Origin of the sequence: Burkholderia sp. BCC0405 (assembly GCF_902833075.1) — a bacterium.
Lineage (GTDB): Bacteria > Pseudomonadota > Gammaproteobacteria > Burkholderiales > Burkholderiaceae > Burkholderia.
Map to the genome: position 1 here is coordinate 19,571 of NZ_CADFEO010000003.1, position 15,056 is coordinate 34,626.

The 15,056-nt window shown below is 62.5% G+C and carries 18 protein-coding genes; 8 read left to right on the forward strand and 10 right to left on the reverse strand.

The window, feature by feature from the left end; translation table 11 throughout:
- Nucleotides 1-238 precede the first annotated feature (238 nt).
- The 6 genes from HWX36_RS05340 to HWX36_RS05365 form a co-directional block, all read right to left on the reverse strand.
- Nucleotides 239-670: a hypothetical protein gene (locus HWX36_RS05340; protein ID WP_175951191.1), complete on the reverse strand. Its 432-nt coding sequence runs from the start codon at nt 668-670 to the stop codon at nt 239-241.
- Between the two features lie 101 nt (nt 671-771).
- A complete protein-coding gene (locus HWX36_RS05345; protein ID WP_175951192.1) occupies nt 772-1,233 on the reverse strand; it encodes a hypothetical protein in 462 nt (153 codons plus the stop codon).
- Entirely contained in the window at nt 1,233-1,955 is a 723-nt protein-coding gene (locus HWX36_RS05350; RefSeq protein ID WP_175951193.1) for a M35 family metallo-endopeptidase, read from the reverse strand. The genes HWX36_RS05345 and HWX36_RS05350 overlap by 1 nt, the downstream gene beginning before the upstream one ends.
- A gap of 4 nt (nt 1,956-1,959) precedes the next feature.
- Complete coding sequence (locus tag HWX36_RS05355; RefSeq protein ID WP_175951194.1) at nt 1,960-2,484, reverse strand: PAAR domain-containing protein; 525 nt, start codon at nt 2,482-2,484, stop codon at nt 1,960-1,962.
- Nucleotides 2,477-3,031 (reverse strand): hypothetical protein, encoded by a 555-nt coding sequence (locus tag HWX36_RS05360; RefSeq protein WP_175951195.1) that lies wholly within the window; start codon nt 3,029-3,031, stop codon nt 2,477-2,479. Before HWX36_RS05360 ends, HWX36_RS05355 begins: the two co-directional genes overlap by 8 nt.
- Before the next feature lie 9 nt (nt 3,032-3,040).
- Nucleotides 3,041-3,700 (reverse strand): PAAR domain-containing protein, encoded by a 660-nt coding sequence (locus HWX36_RS05365; protein WP_175951196.1) that lies wholly within the window; start codon nt 3,698-3,700, stop codon nt 3,041-3,043.
- Nucleotides 3,701-4,425: 725 nt separating this feature from the next.
- On the opposite strand from HWX36_RS05365, the gene HWX36_RS05370 reads away from it, so the two are divergent.
- Nucleotides 4,426-4,644 (forward strand): hypothetical protein, encoded by a 219-nt coding sequence (locus tag HWX36_RS05370; RefSeq protein ID WP_175951197.1) that lies wholly within the window; start codon nt 4,426-4,428, stop codon nt 4,642-4,644.
- A gap of 314 nt (nt 4,645-4,958) precedes the next feature.
- Here HWX36_RS05370 and HWX36_RS05375 read toward each other — a convergent pair whose 3' ends face one another.
- Together HWX36_RS05375 and HWX36_RS05380 are read right to left on the reverse strand one after the other, a co-directional pair.
- Nucleotides 4,959-6,317, reverse strand: coding sequence for a sensor domain-containing diguanylate cyclase (locus tag HWX36_RS05375; protein WP_175951198.1), 1,359 nt, complete (start codon nt 6,315-6,317; stop codon nt 4,959-4,961).
- 109 nt (nt 6,318-6,426) lie between these two features.
- On the reverse strand, nt 6,427-6,675 hold the full coding sequence (locus HWX36_RS05380) for a DUF2795 domain-containing protein (RefSeq protein ID WP_175951199.1): 249 nt from the start codon (nt 6,673-6,675) through the stop codon (nt 6,427-6,429).
- 465 nt (nt 6,676-7,140) lie between these two features.
- Between HWX36_RS05380 and speG the strand changes: the two genes are divergently transcribed.
- The 3 genes from speG (at nt 7,141) to HWX36_RS05395 (ending at nt 9,279) form a co-directional block, all read left to right on the forward strand.
- Nucleotides 7,141-7,698 carry a spermidine N1-acetyltransferase gene (speG, locus tag HWX36_RS05385; RefSeq protein ID WP_175951494.1) on the forward strand — a complete coding sequence of 186 codons (558 nt, stop codon included), beginning with the start codon at nt 7,141-7,143 and terminating at the stop codon, nt 7,696-7,698.
- 489 nt (nt 7,699-8,187) lie between these two features.
- A complete protein-coding gene (locus HWX36_RS05390; RefSeq protein ID WP_175951200.1) occupies nt 8,188-8,535 on the forward strand; it encodes a hypothetical protein in 348 nt (115 codons plus the stop codon).
- Between the two features lie 189 nt (nt 8,536-8,724).
- On the forward strand, nt 8,725-9,279 hold the full coding sequence (locus HWX36_RS05395) for a YaeQ family protein (RefSeq protein ID WP_039364653.1): 555 nt from the start codon (nt 8,725-8,727) through the stop codon (nt 9,277-9,279).
- Nucleotides 9,280-9,288: 9 nt separating this feature from the next.
- Here HWX36_RS05395 and HWX36_RS05400 read toward each other — a convergent pair whose 3' ends face one another.
- Nucleotides 9,289-9,702, reverse strand: a complete 414-nt coding sequence (locus HWX36_RS05400) for a VOC family protein (protein WP_175951201.1) — start codon at nt 9,700-9,702, stop codon at nt 9,289-9,291.
- Nucleotides 9,703-9,846: 144 nt separating this feature from the next.
- Here HWX36_RS05400 and HWX36_RS37585 point away from each other — a divergent pair, with 144 nt between their 5' ends.
- The 4 genes from HWX36_RS37585 (at nt 9,847) to gshA (ending at nt 14,252) form a co-directional block, all read left to right on the forward strand.
- Nucleotides 9,847-9,969 carry a hypothetical protein gene (locus tag HWX36_RS37585; protein WP_279613378.1) on the forward strand — a complete coding sequence of 41 codons (123 nt, stop codon included), beginning with the start codon at nt 9,847-9,849 and terminating at the stop codon, nt 9,967-9,969.
- Between the two features lie 164 nt (nt 9,970-10,133).
- Nucleotides 10,134-11,225, forward strand: a complete 1,092-nt coding sequence (gene ada / locus HWX36_RS05405) for a bifunctional DNA-binding transcriptional regulator/O6-methylguanine-DNA methyltransferase Ada (protein ID WP_175951202.1) — start codon at nt 10,134-10,136, stop codon at nt 11,223-11,225.
- Entirely contained in the window at nt 11,222-12,181 is a 960-nt protein-coding gene (locus HWX36_RS05410; protein WP_175951203.1) for an AlkA N-terminal domain-containing protein, read from the forward strand. Before ada ends, HWX36_RS05410 begins: the two co-directional genes overlap by 4 nt.
- Nucleotides 12,182-12,638: 457 nt before the next feature.
- Complete coding sequence (gene gshA, locus HWX36_RS05415) at nt 12,639-14,252, forward strand: glutamate--cysteine ligase (RefSeq protein ID WP_175951204.1); 1,614 nt, start codon at nt 12,639-12,641, stop codon at nt 14,250-14,252.
- Between the two features lie 80 nt (nt 14,253-14,332).
- Here gshA and HWX36_RS05420 read toward each other — a convergent pair whose 3' ends face one another.
- Nucleotides 14,333-14,644, reverse strand: a complete 312-nt coding sequence (locus HWX36_RS05420) for a DUF4148 domain-containing protein (RefSeq protein ID WP_175951205.1) — start codon at nt 14,642-14,644, stop codon at nt 14,333-14,335.
- Nucleotides 14,645-15,056 lie beyond the last annotated feature (412 nt).

The following is a 15,056-nucleotide window of genomic DNA, read 5'->3' on the forward strand; positions in this document are numbered from 1 at the left end:
GTTTGGCTAGCAGATGTCATCTTGGACAATTGTAGCCAACACTACGAACATAGATGTCCTGCTTGGGCCTCGCTCCGTTAAGTTTCTCGTGGGTGCTTTGCGGATCGATTGACAAAGCCTCGCCAAGGCAGTGACTTCGGTCAGCGCTACTGGCCCGGACAGCACTTGTTAGGGCAATCGGGCGGGAAGGAAATTTCCACATGCCGCCCGTTAGGCTGGGAATGAACTTTGGCATTGGTCATTTGATAGACTTTGTAGTTGGCGTAACTCGAAGATCGTCGCATAAGTTATCGCACCCATTTTTACAAAATGGCAGAAGACTCACGCCGAGTTGCAAGTGCCCTGCATGACCGGTACTGTCAACCGGGTATGCGGTTCGATTTACGCGCGTATCGACATATATGTGTTGGGGGTTGATGCCGAGTTTTATTAGGAAGTCTTTCAGCTGTTCACCCCTGGATTTTGCCAATTTCGAGGCATTGTCTTCGCCGACATATGCGCTGGCAATAATTTGGGCCTGTATTTCAACATTAGGCCACTGCCGAGCAGCCAATACCATGTCCACCATTTTTAGTCGATATTCATTTGGGATGCTGGCATAATTTAGAGGGACGCTCTCAAGTATATTTTCTGATACGGTGCAAGCGTTTGCATGTTGAATGAAAAGCATGCATGTGAGCTTGGCGGCGAAAAATTGAATCCTTGACATGTGAGCGTCAAATCTTATTTTTATAAACTTGTTAATGTTGTTGGAATGTGAGCAGGGCCGCACTACTTGCCATCGCAGCAGTTGTTTGGGCATCCAGGGGTGAGCTGTAGCGTGCCGGTTCGAGCCTCATCTCCGTAACTGGCCGGATTCCCGAATGATCCAACGCGCGTCTTCAATTCTATGGGCGCACGTACCAGACCGTCATCTAACGCTAATTTTGTGAGCGAAACGGCTCGTGAAGTCGCCAAATCATCGGGGTTATCTTCATCGGGCTGTGCTTGTGCGCTAACCGAGAGCCATTGATGGGTTGAATAGTTGCTGAGCACCTTCTTTGACCACTCTTTTAGTTTCTCATTTTGTTCCGTGTTTGGCGATATTTCATTCCTCTTGAAGGTTATCGATACTTGTTGGCTTGGCATATTGATTGATCCAGCACATTTTGCGGAGCTTGGGGTGGGTGAAAGCGCTCCAATGAGAATCGCTGTGATTAATGAAAAAAATCGGTTTGTCATTTTTTTATCCATTATTTGGAATATCCGTATCGCGGTTCGTCGTATAGCACATAGCCTGCAAGGCTGTCCGCATTCGTCAAGGCTAGTTCGGGATTGTGTTGCCCCCATAGGGCCAAGGGTGTTGAAATGGAGTACATATGATCCTCGCTCGCGAACGTGTCATTAAAGTGCGTTATTTCATGAATGATAGTCGATATTCTTGAATCGTGATGCTCATCTTCGTCTCGTAAGCCGCTGCAGAATTTCATTCCAATGCTAATTAATTTTCTGGTTGTGTTTGGGGCGCATACGTGTGCTGCTTCACGATCTAAATCCTTTAGGTTGGGAGTGCACCCCAGTATTCGGTCTGTATTTGGGTCGGAGCGTACCAAACTTGCTGGGGCAAGTGATTTTATGGTTGTCGAGACTCGTTCGAATCCAGAGAGCAGGTATCGACGAGTTTTATCATCACCTTTTCCAAACCAAAATTGCATGCGTTCTTTTGTATCTTTATTGTTTGTCTCAAGATCTTTGATTCTCCTATCGACAGCTTTTTCTGCCCAGTTCAAAATACGCCTTGCCATTGTTCTAAATTCATTGTCCGTCATATTGGGGCAAATCGGTGTTGTGTCAATAGATACATAGACCTGCGATCCCGGGTTGGTGTTGGTGGCGGCGCCAGAATGAACAAGAAACCATTCTTCGTTTTCGTCAACATGGAAGTCGTATTTGTTTTTGTCGGAAAAGTCGTTCATTGCGTCAATGTCCCTTGGTATAGATTTTCAAGGATGCTGCTGCGTCGGTGACGATTCGAGCCGTTTGTCCGGCCGTGTCTGTGATACCGGTGAAGATCTGCCCGGTGTCGGTGACGATTCGATAGCGGACATTTGCGAGCGGGCGGCGCGCGCCATCGAGCAACGTGAATTGCTCGTCGTGCTCGGCGAGTGACACGTGCCCGGCAGCCTCATGTGTAATCGCATGTGCTGCGCCGAGTGCGTCGCTCTCGCTCGAATGAAAGACGGTTGTTGAGGGATCGGCCAGAACATAATTGGACCCGCACGGGCACGGTACGAGATCCATGTCCTTGACCATCGCTGTGCCGTTGTCGAGCCACGAGTCGACCGAGCCCGAGATCGGGAAAACGCCCTCACACACTCCGCAGCTCGCGCGGTCGTGATCTACAGCAAACCATCGCCCCAACTCGTCAAACAGGTATGCCGAACCGTCAATGACACATCCCGCTGTCGTCGTGCGGCTGCCTTGAACAACGAGCCGCTCAAACATGATCGCGATAGAGATAAAGGCGAAGGCTTTCTGCGTCGGCAGTCGTGACGTGTTGCGTACGCCCAGCGGAATCCGTGGTTCCTTCGATGACTTGCCCGGACGTGGTACGCACGCGGTATCGAATGCGAGCCAGCGGCTGTCCGGTGCTTGTGTCGCACAAGACGAATTGCTCGTCGTGTGCGGCATCCGACGGCGTGGGCGCCAAGTGGGCGGCGCCGGGACTGCGTCCGTTCAGCGTCGCAACCTGGGCGGCGGTGAAGGTCATTCGCATGCCGCGCTCGGCGTAGAAGATCGGCGGCGGATTGCAGCCGCAGACATTGATATCCCCACTCAATGCCCATTGCTTTCCGTTCGGGCCTGTACCCGGCCAGCGAGGCCCCACCGGTGCGATGTATCCTTCGCGCTTGCAGGTCGTACAGTAGGTTTTCATGTCGAGCGTGGCGATATTGACGCTCGGCGGCGGGTTCGAACAAGTCACGGCGTCGAGCCCTTCGATAATCACTGCATCCTTGGCACGATCGCCTTTGGCAAGAAAGTAGCGGATCATGGCGCCGCCTCAGTGGGACTTGAGCGCGCATGTAACGACGATGAATACAACGGACGACGCCACACCCTGTCGCTCGGGACTGTCGGTGATCGTGTCGCCGTTATCTAGTTCGCTGCCGACATAGGCGAGCGGTGCGAATTCAGGACGGTCGGCTAAACCCAGGCCACTCACGATGCGTGCCGTTGAACCGTCCGGATAGTGGATCAAGTCCCCCTCAGCGCCGGCCTTGCCCAAGTGCTCTGCGACTTCCCATGTGCTGGACGGCTCGCGTAACACGCCACCGCGCGCCGTCGTCGCACCGCGTACCGCCAGCCTGTAGGCGAGCGGTGCGGGCGGTGGCACATAAGCCGGATCGAACAACCCGGCGATGCTTTGTCCCTCAGGCACGTGAATGCCCCATGAGGTGCGCAGCGTCTCGGTAATGCTGTCGCCATTGCTCAAGCGGCTGCCGACCAATGCGAAGGGTTTGCCGGCGCTGTGGCATCTTCCCGCACCATCAATAATCGTGGCCTCGCTGCCGTCGTCGTAGGTCACTACATCTCCCACGCGTGCCACTTCCAGCCCGGCCAGGGTCAGCCCGCTGGTTGCGGCCGTGACGCGTCCGCCGCGTTCCGTGAGCGCGCCAATGGTGGCGAAAAGATGCGTCGGTGCTTCGAGTTCGTTGTTCATCCGCTTCCCCGTCTCAATAAATGGAATGATCTATTTGAAGACGTTAATTCATTTAAGGAATGCCAATCAATCGGATGAATTCGAATTTTTATCTAGAATCGATTGTTTGTAGGACTTGATTGATTTTGTGTCATCTGATCGAATTCTTACATGTGCCGACTGCCTCTGTAAGTGCGCCCATGGAGTTGAAGATGCACGATGGCCAGCTATGGAGATGAAGAGCGGTGGCGGGGGAAACTCACCGTTGAAGGAGTAACTCGCCGTGGGTTCGGGGTTGATGAAAGCTGCCGAACTTCTTGTATGCCTTCGAGATGGTGCCCCTTGGCGTGATGCATACACGAAAAAGGAAGGCGCTGCTCTCGCACTCAGTACAGGGAGACCGACGCAGTCAATGTGTCGTCTATCTGTCACCACTGAACTTGAACTACGTCGTGCATTTGCGGTTTTCGAGTGCTGCGCATCGTAGGGTGCATACGTTGATCTCAACGATGTCAATGCCGGGTGGAACTATCTTCGGGAAGAGGGGCTGGTTTCAACCGATCTGGAAGCCACGTGGAACGAATCGGGCGGCATCCTTCTGGCCTATTCCAATACCGGAATGCTAGCCAAAGCGGACAAGGAGCGTGGCACCTGATGGAGGTCATCGAGACGCAGCTTGAGGCCGTCAAGGGCAAGGTGGAAGGCATGGTGGATGCCGTCGTCGCACTCAATGTTGCCCGGCTCAAGTGCCCGTCGAAGAACTGGATCATCGACGGCGTTACGGAGATCGCACGTACTTCCAGATCGACATCGCCGAACTGCTGGGCGAGCCCTACCAATTCGATGACGAGCGCAATCTGATCGAAGACGCTGAAAAGGATGCGCGCCTCGAGCGTCTCCACTACGAAACGCGGGCAGCGCTACAGATATTTCTGCTGCATGCCGAGCTGACCACGCCGGCCTGATCGCGTGAGCGGGTCCGGCTCGACTCGTCCGGACCCCACCCGCCTCAATCCCAATGATGGTGATGGTAATACCCGCCACCACCGTAGTACCCACCGTCCGGCACCACGATACAGCCGCTCAACAGCACGGCGACGCTGGCAATCAGCAAAAGGGTTTTCTTCATCGCGTTCACCTGCTCGGGTTCAATATGAAACCCAGCATAGCGAGCGCCCGCAACACCGGCTGTAAGTGATCGTTTCCCTGTTCCGCAATCCGTAACGGCGGATTATTCCGGTCACAATGACCGTAACAAATAGCCAAACAGCAGACGTTTTCAGGCGGTGACGACCCTGTTTCGCCCCGCATCCTTCGCACGATACAGCGCGGCATCGGCGGCTTCGATCAACGCATCCGGTGTCGACAGATCGTCGGCCGACACGGTCGCGCAGCCGACGCTCACGCTCACGCGCCCGGCAGGTGACGCCGGCATCGCGAGATCGAGCCGCAGCACCGCTTCGCGCGCTTCCTCGGCGACCACCCGCGCGCCGCGCGCGCCCGTGTTCGGCAGCACGATCGCGAACTCCTCGCCGCCATAACGCGCGACGATGTCCGCCGGCCGCCGCACCGCGCCAGCCAGCGCATTCGCGACCGCGATCAGGCATGCATCGCCCTTCACGTGACCGAACGCGTCGTTGTACGCCTTGAAGTGGTCGACGTCGACCATCAGCAGCGACAGCGGTTCGCCTTGGCGCCGCGCCTGCAGGAACAGCGTGTGGAAATGATCGTTGAAGTGGCTGCGGTTGAACGCGCCCGTCAGGCCGTCGCGCGCGGACGAACGGATCAGCGTCGCGTGCGCTTCGAACAGCCGCTGGTACAGCATCGTCACTTCCCACGCGAGCACGCACACGAGCACGCCCGGCGTGAACATGCTGAACACGCGCGCGAGATACCAGCCGACCGTGAAGCGATGGGTGCTCATCAGGTTCAGCGTCGTGTCGGTGAGGCACGCGAGCACCGCGATCGCGAGCCACAGGTCGAGCGTCGTGCGCAGCCGGCCGGTGGCCAGCACGGTAACGAGCGCCAGCGCGTTGAGCAGCCACACGACCAGCGCGACCGCGTTGACGGGCAGCACGGCCGCGTCGCCCGGCGGATGAAACGCGGGCGGCAGCGACACGTTCAGCGCGAACAGACAGAGCAGTCCGGCGACGACAGCCGGCCCGCCGATCAGCGCGAGCGTCCACCAGCGTGTCTGCTGCGCGCCGATCGGTGCGCGCGCCAGCCGCTCGCGCGCGAGCAGCGCGACCATCACGAAACCCGGGAAGCCGGCATGCCAGAAGATCCACATCCACGCGGCGCTTTGCGGTTGCGCACCGAACAGCCCGTGTGGCGCGAACACACCGGGAAAGGTGAGCAGCTGCAATGCAACGGCGAGCGCGGTGAACGCGTAGGCGCCGCCGAGCGCGCCTAGCACCGGCCGGCGCGTCACGGTGAACTGCGCGCCAAGAAAGAACGCCGCGATGCTCGCGGTGGTAAACACCGTGAGCGCGCACATCGGCATGAACGGCTCGACGGCCGGCAGCGCAACGTTCGCGCGCGGCGCGGCGATCCCGAGTGCGAGCACGATGACGAGCGCCGTCAGTGCGCCGAACCAGAGCTGACGGCGTGTCGTGTGCTGGATCAGGATGCCTTCCATGGAGTTCCCCGGGCACGTAGGCGCAAACGCCCGGTCTTGCGCCGGACGACAGCCAGCCGGCCGCTACGCGACCGGTGCGGCCTGATGCTATCGCGTTATGGGGGCGCGCTCAAATCCCGAGGCCCGGACCGAAGTTGCCGGCGACCCATTGCGTGACGGCGTTGATGTCCGCGTAGTCCTGTTCGGGAAGGCCGTCGAGCATCGACAGCACCTCGTTGCTGGCGCCGGCGTCGCGCGCGGCATCGACGATCGCGTCCTTGTTGGCCGGGTAGCGGACGGCCGCCAGCACGTCGGCGATCTGCAGGTCGATCGTTTCGTTGGGAATGTCGTGCGGAGGCTGGGCGGGCTGGTCGTTCACGGCGGCGTCTCGCGGAGTGAGCGGGTTGGGTGGCTTGAGCGGTATTCGGATCGAGGCGGAATTCGGGTGCTTGACGGGGCGCGTCGTGGGGCGCGTGACGCGTTCGCATGCCGGGGTGGCCGGGTCGACGCGCCCCGCGGATGAACGGCGATCGACTCAATGCTCGCGTCGCACGCGGCGCCACGGATGCTTCCAGTCGATGTGCGGTGCGTTTTCGTCGCGCGGATGCTGGCGCCGATGTTCCTGCCAAAGTTCGTCGGAAAACAGCGCCGCCACGATGACGAGCGGCAGCACGAGGAAAATTCCGAGTATGACTTGCTCGAACACGATAGCCTCCTTGCGGTGGCAGGAACCCTTGCTCCCATTCTAGGCTCTGAACTTCGCCCGCGTTCAATTTCTTACAGTGCAGGACAGGCCCGGATGCGGCCTTGCCGCACGTGCGCCGGCATCAAAAAGGACATGACCATGCAACTCCAGAACGATACCAACACGCTCGCCCTGCGGCCGCTGGAGCGCCAGGACCTGCGCTTCGTCCACGAACTGAACAACGACGCAAAGATCATGCGCTACTGGTTCGAGGAGCCGTACGAAACCTTCTCGGAACTGTCACAACTGTACGACCGCCACGTGCACGACCAGCGCGAGCGCCGTTTCGTCGCGGTCGATGCGCAAGGCGAACTGGTCGGCCTCGTCGAGCTGATCGAGCTCGACTACATCCATCGCCGCGGCGAGTTCCAGATCATCATCGCGCCGCAATGCCAAGGGCGCGGCTATGCGGGGCAGGCGACGCGCCTCGCGATCGAGTACGCGTTCAAGGTGCTGAACATGCGCAAGCTGTACCTGATCGTCGATACGTCGAATGCGGCTGCGATTCATGTATACGAAAAATGCGGATTCCAGCACGAGGCCGAATTGAAGGAAGAATTTTTCGGAAACGGCGCGTATCACAACGCTTATCGCATGTGCATTTTTCAGCGCGATTATTTCGAGCGTCAGCAATCCACCCTGAATAAAGCAGGGTAAACACGCTGGCGAAAGGCGCTCGCGGCGGGGGCTCCGCGGGCGCTGAATACATGCGGAGAAGTACGGATAAATACGGATTTGCTTATACCTGGCATTTTTCTTGTATCAGGTAAATGCGATTCCGCGTTGCGGTAAAGTCGAATCGTTTCGGATGACTTTATGTGCGGCGCATCAAAATGATCCGGATAGCGAAATGGATTATCCAAACCGTTCAATCGCCGCCTTGTAACTTTTGATGGAAGTCTTGCTGCGTAACGCTTTCCGCCTGGCGGCGCGGGCCTGTTCGCAGGGCGGTGCGCGTCGTCGTGCCTGCGCATGGCGCGAAAAACGGGCTGCGCATGGGGTGCGACAATCCGCCGCTATTGCGGTCGCACAACAAATGTGCTTGATATCGCTTGCCGGTCTTCTAAAGTGAAAAACGCGGGTTCACGATCACCTTTAAACACATAGCTAACCCAAGCCTGGTGCCTGCAAGCCTGGAGACAGAACATGATGAAGCGTACCGGTATCCTCTTTGCCCTCGTCGGCGCATGTTGCGCGGTGTCGATTGCCCAAGCCGGCGGCGATTCGGCCGTCAAGCCGAAGCAGGAAATCCAGTTGACGAAGAACGCATGGGGCTGCCTGTCGAAAGACAATCTGGACTCCGTACTGAGTCACGAGCGTGACGGCAAGTCGCAGGCGAAGCAGCAATACTTCGACGACTATCGTTGCCTGTCGGTGCCGGAAGGCCAGCGCTTCCGCGTGGTGTCGGTCGACCAGGGCGACGTGCAGTTCGTCAGTGCCGACAACAGCGACCAGCAGGGTCTCTGGACCGATTCGCGCTTCGTCAAGCAGTAACCGTCCATTCACCGCGCTGTCGCACGACGCGCGAGCGCGCCGGCCCGATAAGCCGGCGGCGGGAATCGAACACGGCCCGGCACATGCCGGGCCGTTGCGCTGTGGGTGGCGCATGACGCGCGCCGGACGGCGCGCATTCGGTATCATCACGGCCCGACCGAACCGAATGCCCGCCCGGGCCGTATCCGCATGGCGCTGAAATCCACGATCTACAAAGCCGAACTGCAAATCGCCGACATGGATCGGCATTACTACGCCGATCACGCGCTGACGGTGGCGCGCCATCCGTCGGAAACCGACGACCGGATGATGGTGCGCATCGTCGCGTTCGCCCTGTTCGCACACGAGCGGCTCGAATTCTGCAAGGGATTGTCGGACGTCGACGAACCCGATCTGTGGCAGAAGGACCTGACCGGTGCGATCGACGTCTGGATCGAAGCCGGCCAGCCCGACGAGCGGCGTATCTCGAAGGCGGCCGGCCGCGCCGGGCAGGTCACGGTGATCGCATACGGCGGCAAGACGTCGGATATCTGGTGGCAGGGGGTGCGCAGCAAGGTCGAACGGCTGCGCAACGTGCAGGTGCTGTCGCTGAACGACGGTGTCGCGGCCGCGCTCGGGAAACTCGCGGAGCGCACGATGCGCCTGCAATGCACGGTGCAGGACGGCGCCGCGTGGATTTCGAGCGCCGACCACGATCCGGTGGCGGTCGAATGGACGGTGCTGAAGGCGCGCGCGGATGCGTGACGGCTGCGTTCAGCCGATCGCGGCCGGCGGCCCCTTGAATTCGAGCATGTTGCCTTCCGGGTCGAACAGGTAGATCGACGGCCCGTAGCCGCCGGCGCCGTAGCGCTCCGCGGGCGCGCCCGGCCGTGCGCCATGTGCGGCGAAATGGGCGGTCAAAGCGTCGGGATCGAACGGCTCGACGCGCAGGCACAGGTGATCGAGATTGCGTCCGGTGCCGGGCGGGCCGCTGTCGGGACGGTCGATCGGGCCGCCGACCGACAGCAGGTCGATCAGCGCGTCGCCGGCGCGCAGCTGCACGAGGCCCAGATCGGGCTGTTCCTTCTCCACATGGCAGCCGATGGCGTCGCAGTAAAAGCGCGTCATCGCGGCCATGTCCGTCACGCGCAGTACCACGTGATCGATCGCGCGGATGATCGGTTTCATGGGCAGGCACTCCTTCGCGGTCCACGAGCATCGAGTGTAGACGCATCGCGCCTGCGCCGCCGGCTGGAACGCGGCACAATCGACGGACGAAAAAAAGCCCGTTCACGCAGAGCGGAACGGGCTTAATCCATATCAGGAGGAGACATGGAGGAGACAGTTCCAACTATACACACGGCGATGGTGCGACGCAATATTCCGAATGCAAAAAAACGTCAGGACGGCGATTTGTCGCATCCGCAGCGCAGCAAAATGGTGACAGGACGATGACGAAAACCGCGCTGGAACAGCCGGCGTGCGCGGGTTGCCGAATTTATTCTTAGCCGATGCGCCCCCGATTATCCGGGGCGAATCACAGAGCAAGATTCAGGGCGCGACGGCACATGCCGATGTCTAGAGTAGGCACCATCTACAGTAGAGAGTGCGAGGTTCAGATGAAAAACGCCTATCCGACCGATGATGCCCGCTGGGGCGCCGTCACCGAGCGCGATCCGCATGCGGACGGCGCGTTCTTCTACGCCGTGAGCACGACCGGCGTGTTCTGCCGCCCGACCTGCGCGTCGCGGCTGCCGCGTCGCGAAAATGTGTCCTTCTTCGCCGATCCGGCCGCCGCGCGTGCGGCCGGCTTCCGGCCCTGCAAGCGTTGCCAGCCGGAGGGGCTGCCGCGCGAACTCGAGATCGTCAATCGCGCGTGTGCGGTGCTCGATGCGCATGCCGAGCGGCTCACGCTGCAGCAACTGAGCGATGCCGTGCACGTCAGCCCGTTTCATCTTCAGCGGCTCTTCAAGCGCGTGGTCGGCGTGTCGCCGCGGCAGTACCAGGCCGCGCAGCGCGGCGCCGCGCTGCGGCAGGCGCTGCAAAGCGGGCAGCCGGTCACGCAGGCGGCCGTCGACGCGGGCTTCAACTCGCCGTCGCGGCTCTATGCGTCGGTGCCGCGCGAGCTCGGGATGGCGCCGTCGGCGTTCCGCCGCCAGGGTGCCGGTCTGCGGATCGACTATGCGACCGCGTCGACGTCGCTCGGCACGGTGCTCGTCGCGGCAACCGGGCAGGGCATCTGCCGGATCGCGTTCGGTGACGAACCGGCCGCGCTCGTCGGCGAGCTGAAGGACGCGTTCGCGCGCGCCGAGCTGGCCGAAGCGTCGGGACGACTCGCGCCGTTCGTCGCGCAGATTCGCGCGTACCTGGACGGCACACGGCACGCGTTCGACCTGCCGCTGGACATCGCGCCGACCGCATTCCAGCAGCGCGTGTGGGAGGCGCTGACGCATATTCCGTACGGCGAAACGCGCAGCTACTCGGAGATCGCCGAGGCGCTGGGTTCGCCGCGCGCGGTGCGTGCCGTCGCATCCGCGTGCGCGTCGAACCCGGTCGCGCTCGCGATCCCGTGTCACCGTGTCGTGCAAAAGGGCGGCGCGCTTTCCGGGTATCGTTGGGGGGTGCGCCGCAAGGCGACGCTGCTGGCGTCTGAAGCGCGTCACGTGCACGACGATCAAACCGAATCCGTTGCGGAGGGCCGCGCAGTTTGAGCATCGCAAAAACAACGATCACATCCATCGTGAACGGCGGCCATGTGCCGCCGTCCGCGCAAATGGAACTGCGCTTCAATGCGCCTTACGACTGGGCGCGCGTACTGCGCTTCTTCAGCGGACGCGCGATTCCGGGCGTCGAGCAGGTGGCGGACGGCGTGTATCGCCGCATCGTCGACCTGCACGGCGACGCCGGCCGGCTCACGGTCGCGAAACATCCGCGCAAGCATTGCCTGGTCGCGACGGTCGAAGGCGCGGTCGTGCGTCATGTCGATGACGCATTCGCCACGCGCGTCGCGACGATGTTCGACCTCGGCGCGGATCCGGCCGCAATCGGCAGCGGGCTGGCGCGCGATCCGTGGTTCGCACCGCTCGTCGAGGCCGCGCCGGGGCTGCGCGTGCCGGGCGCCTGGTCGGGGTTCGAGCTGGCCGTGCGCGCGATCGTCGGCCAGCAGGTGAGCGTGAAGGCTGCGACGACGATCGTCGGCCGGCTCGTCGAGCGGGCCGGAGAGCGTGTGGTTGATGAGGACGACGGCGCGCCCGCATGGCGTTTCCCGACGGCCGATGCGCTGGCCGCGTGCGATCTCGACAAGATCGGGATGCCCGGCAAGCGGGTGGCGGCGCTGACGGGAGTGGCACGCGCGGTGGCGGCCGGCGACGTGCCGGTTGATCGCGAGCACGCCGATCTCGCGACGCTGCGCAGTGCGTGGCTCGATCTGCCCGGCATCGGCCCATGGACTGTCGAATACATCGCGATGCGCGCATGGCGCGATCCGGACGCGTGGCCGGCGTCCGATCTCGTGCTGATGCAGTCGATCGTCGCGCGCGATCCGGCGCTCGACCGGCTCGCGACCCAGAAGCACCGCACCGAAGGCTGGCGGCCGTGGCGTGCATACGCGGCGCTGCATTTGTGGAACGAAGTGGCCGACCGGGCGGGCGGCGCGCGCGGCGGGTGAGGGTGGCGGCCCGCGGCCGCGCGCGACCTGACGAGGTCGCGATGCAACCCGTTGCGCCGATCGTGCTGACGCTCATCGGTTGCCTGCCGCAGGGCGGCCATCACGGCCATTCCGTCAATCCGTCGCCCGCCGGATGCGCGACGCACACTTGTCCCGCTTTCCGCAGTCGGTTCGGCGGCAGGGTTGCACCTGCCGCCACCCGTTCGCGTGTCAGGTTCCGTCGGACGAATTCGCGTAACCGGCGCGCCCGTTGCCGCCGCCTGGAACCGGTCGCAGAGGCGGCGACCGCCGCGACCGGCCCGCCCGGCGGCCCGCTCCGGCCTGCGCACCGTGCCCGGAGCCACCTCAAGCGCGTGTTTCGGCGAGATGTTAAAGTGCCCGCTACCAACGAAGCGACCAACAATCCAGCCGGCCGCGCGCGGCGTTCTGCGCGCGGCCGTCACGCACTTGCGTCTCCATGTCGAACACCATGACTCACCGCCAGTCCGAACTGCTGCTGAATCGCCTCGAAGCGCTGAGCTCGGGCCCGACGCGGCAGCATCTGCCCGACGGCCTGCGCGGCATCGAAAAGGAAAGCCTGCGCGTGACGCGCGACGGGATGATCGCGTTCACGCCGCATCCGCGCGCGCTCGGTTCGGCGCTCACGCATCCGTCGCTGACGACCGACTATTCCGAAGCGCTGATCGAGCTGATCACGCCGGCGGAAAGCGACGCTGCGATCACGCTCGAACGTCTCGACGATCTGCATCGCTACGTGTATGCATCGCTCGGCGACGAGATGCTGTGGAACGACTCGATGCCGGGCCTGCTGCCGGCCGACGACCAGATTCCGATCGCGAACTACGGCACGTCGAACATCGGCCGCCTGAAGACGGTGTACCGGCGCGGCCTCGCGTATCGCTACGGCCGCACGATGCAGTGCATCGCCGGCATCCACTACAACTACTCGCTGCACGAGGAAGTGTGGCGGCGCCTGCATGCGGAAGAAGGCTCGACGGCCACGCTCGTCGATTTCCAGTCGGAGCGCTACCTTGCGCAGATCCGCAACTTCCGCCGCCGCAGCTGGCTGCTGATGTACCTGTTCGGCGCGTCGCCCGCGCTCGATACGAAGTTCCTGCGCGGCAAGCCGCACAAGCTCGACACGTTCGACGCCGATACGCTGTACCTGCCGCATGCGACGAGCCTGCGGATGAGCGATCTCGGCTACTCGAACACGACCGCGCAGGCCGCGCTGCACGTCGACTACAACACGCTGCCCGGCTATCTCGACGCGCTGTCGAAGGCCGTGAGCGAGCCGTATCCGGCTTATGAGGCAATCGGCACGCATCGCGACGGCGAGTGGATCCAGATCAACACGAACGTGCTGCAGATCGAGAACGAGTTCTACTCGACGATCCGGCCGAAGCGCGTCACGTATTCGGGCGAGCGGCCGCTGCATGCGCTCGCGTCGCGCGGCGTGCAGTACATCGAGGTGCGCTGTCTCGACATCGATCCGTTCGAGCCGACCGGCATCGCACTGGAAACCGCGCGCTTCATCGACGCCTTCCTGCTCGCGTGCGCGCTCGACGAGAGCCCGGCGCTCGACTGTCCCGCGTACCAGGAAGCGAACGCGAACTTCGGCAGCGTGACGATGGAAGGGCGCAAGCCGGGGCTCACCCTGCAACGCGACGGCCAGCCGGTCACGCTGCAGGCGTGGGCGGACGCGCTGATGGCCGATATCGAAATCGTCGGCCGCCGGCTCGACGAGATTCGCGGCGGCGACGAGCACGTGCGCGCGATCGCCGCGCAACGCGAGAAGCTCGCCGATCCGGAGCGCACGCCGTCCGCGCGCGTGCTGCGCACGATGCGCGAACGCGGTCAGTCGTTCCTCGGGTTCGCGCTGGCGCAGAGCGAAGCGCATGCCGCGCATTTCCGCGCGAGTCCGCCGTCGGCGGATACGTTGCGCGCCGAGCAGGCCCTTGCTGCGAAATCGCTGGCCGAGCAGGCCGAGCTCGAAGCGAAGGAGGCCGGATCGTTCGACGCGTTCGTCGCGGCCTATCGCGCCTATACGCTGAACCGCTTCAGCGTGTGATGCCGGCGCGGTGCGCGATGCGTATCTCCGCCGCCGGTCGGGCGCGCACCGTCGTGCGCTCGATCTGGTTCGATCAGCCGTCAATGGTGTGCGTATGTGCCGCGATCGATTGCATGCGGCAGCGCCGGCTTGCCCGATTCCACGTTTGCCCCGCCCTCGCTGCCGTAGCCGGCGTCGCCGCCGCGTGCCTGTGCGGCACGGTGCATGATCGCCTGCATGTTGCCCGGAAAGTCGGGACTGCTGGCGAGGCTCGTCCGGTAGCCGGCGGCCTGCAGCTCCACGAGTTCCTGGCGGACCTCGGCGCGCGTCAGCGTCGACGCGGCCTGCGCGTGAGCGGCGAAGGCCGCGCCGATCAGCACGCATGCGTATGTCGCCTGTTTCATCGTCTTCATCGTGTTTACTCCGTGAGGTTCCGGTGCCGTGCCGTGACCGGCGCGGGCGGAACCGAGGCGGCCAGTCTAGGCTTCGGATGCCAAACGAAACATCCCGCCGGCCGTCAGGCACCTTTGCCGCATGTGCAACATTGCGCGGGTGGCGCCGCCGCGCTGCGCCGGCGCGCCGCTCGTGGCGGGCTTTCTGTCGAACGCGACAGCAGGCCGCCCGCTGCCGGTCAGCGTGCGGCGGCTGGTCCATATCGGGTCGGCACGCATCGGGCTTGTCCCCCTTGTACAAGCGTCGTGCGCCTCCTAACCTCTTTTAAGCAACCGATCGGTTGGGCGTGCGACGTCGTTGCGTGCGCAAGCGCCCGATCGCGGTCGCGACCGCAGGACATCGCCTTGTACCGAACCCGGGGCATCCCGATGC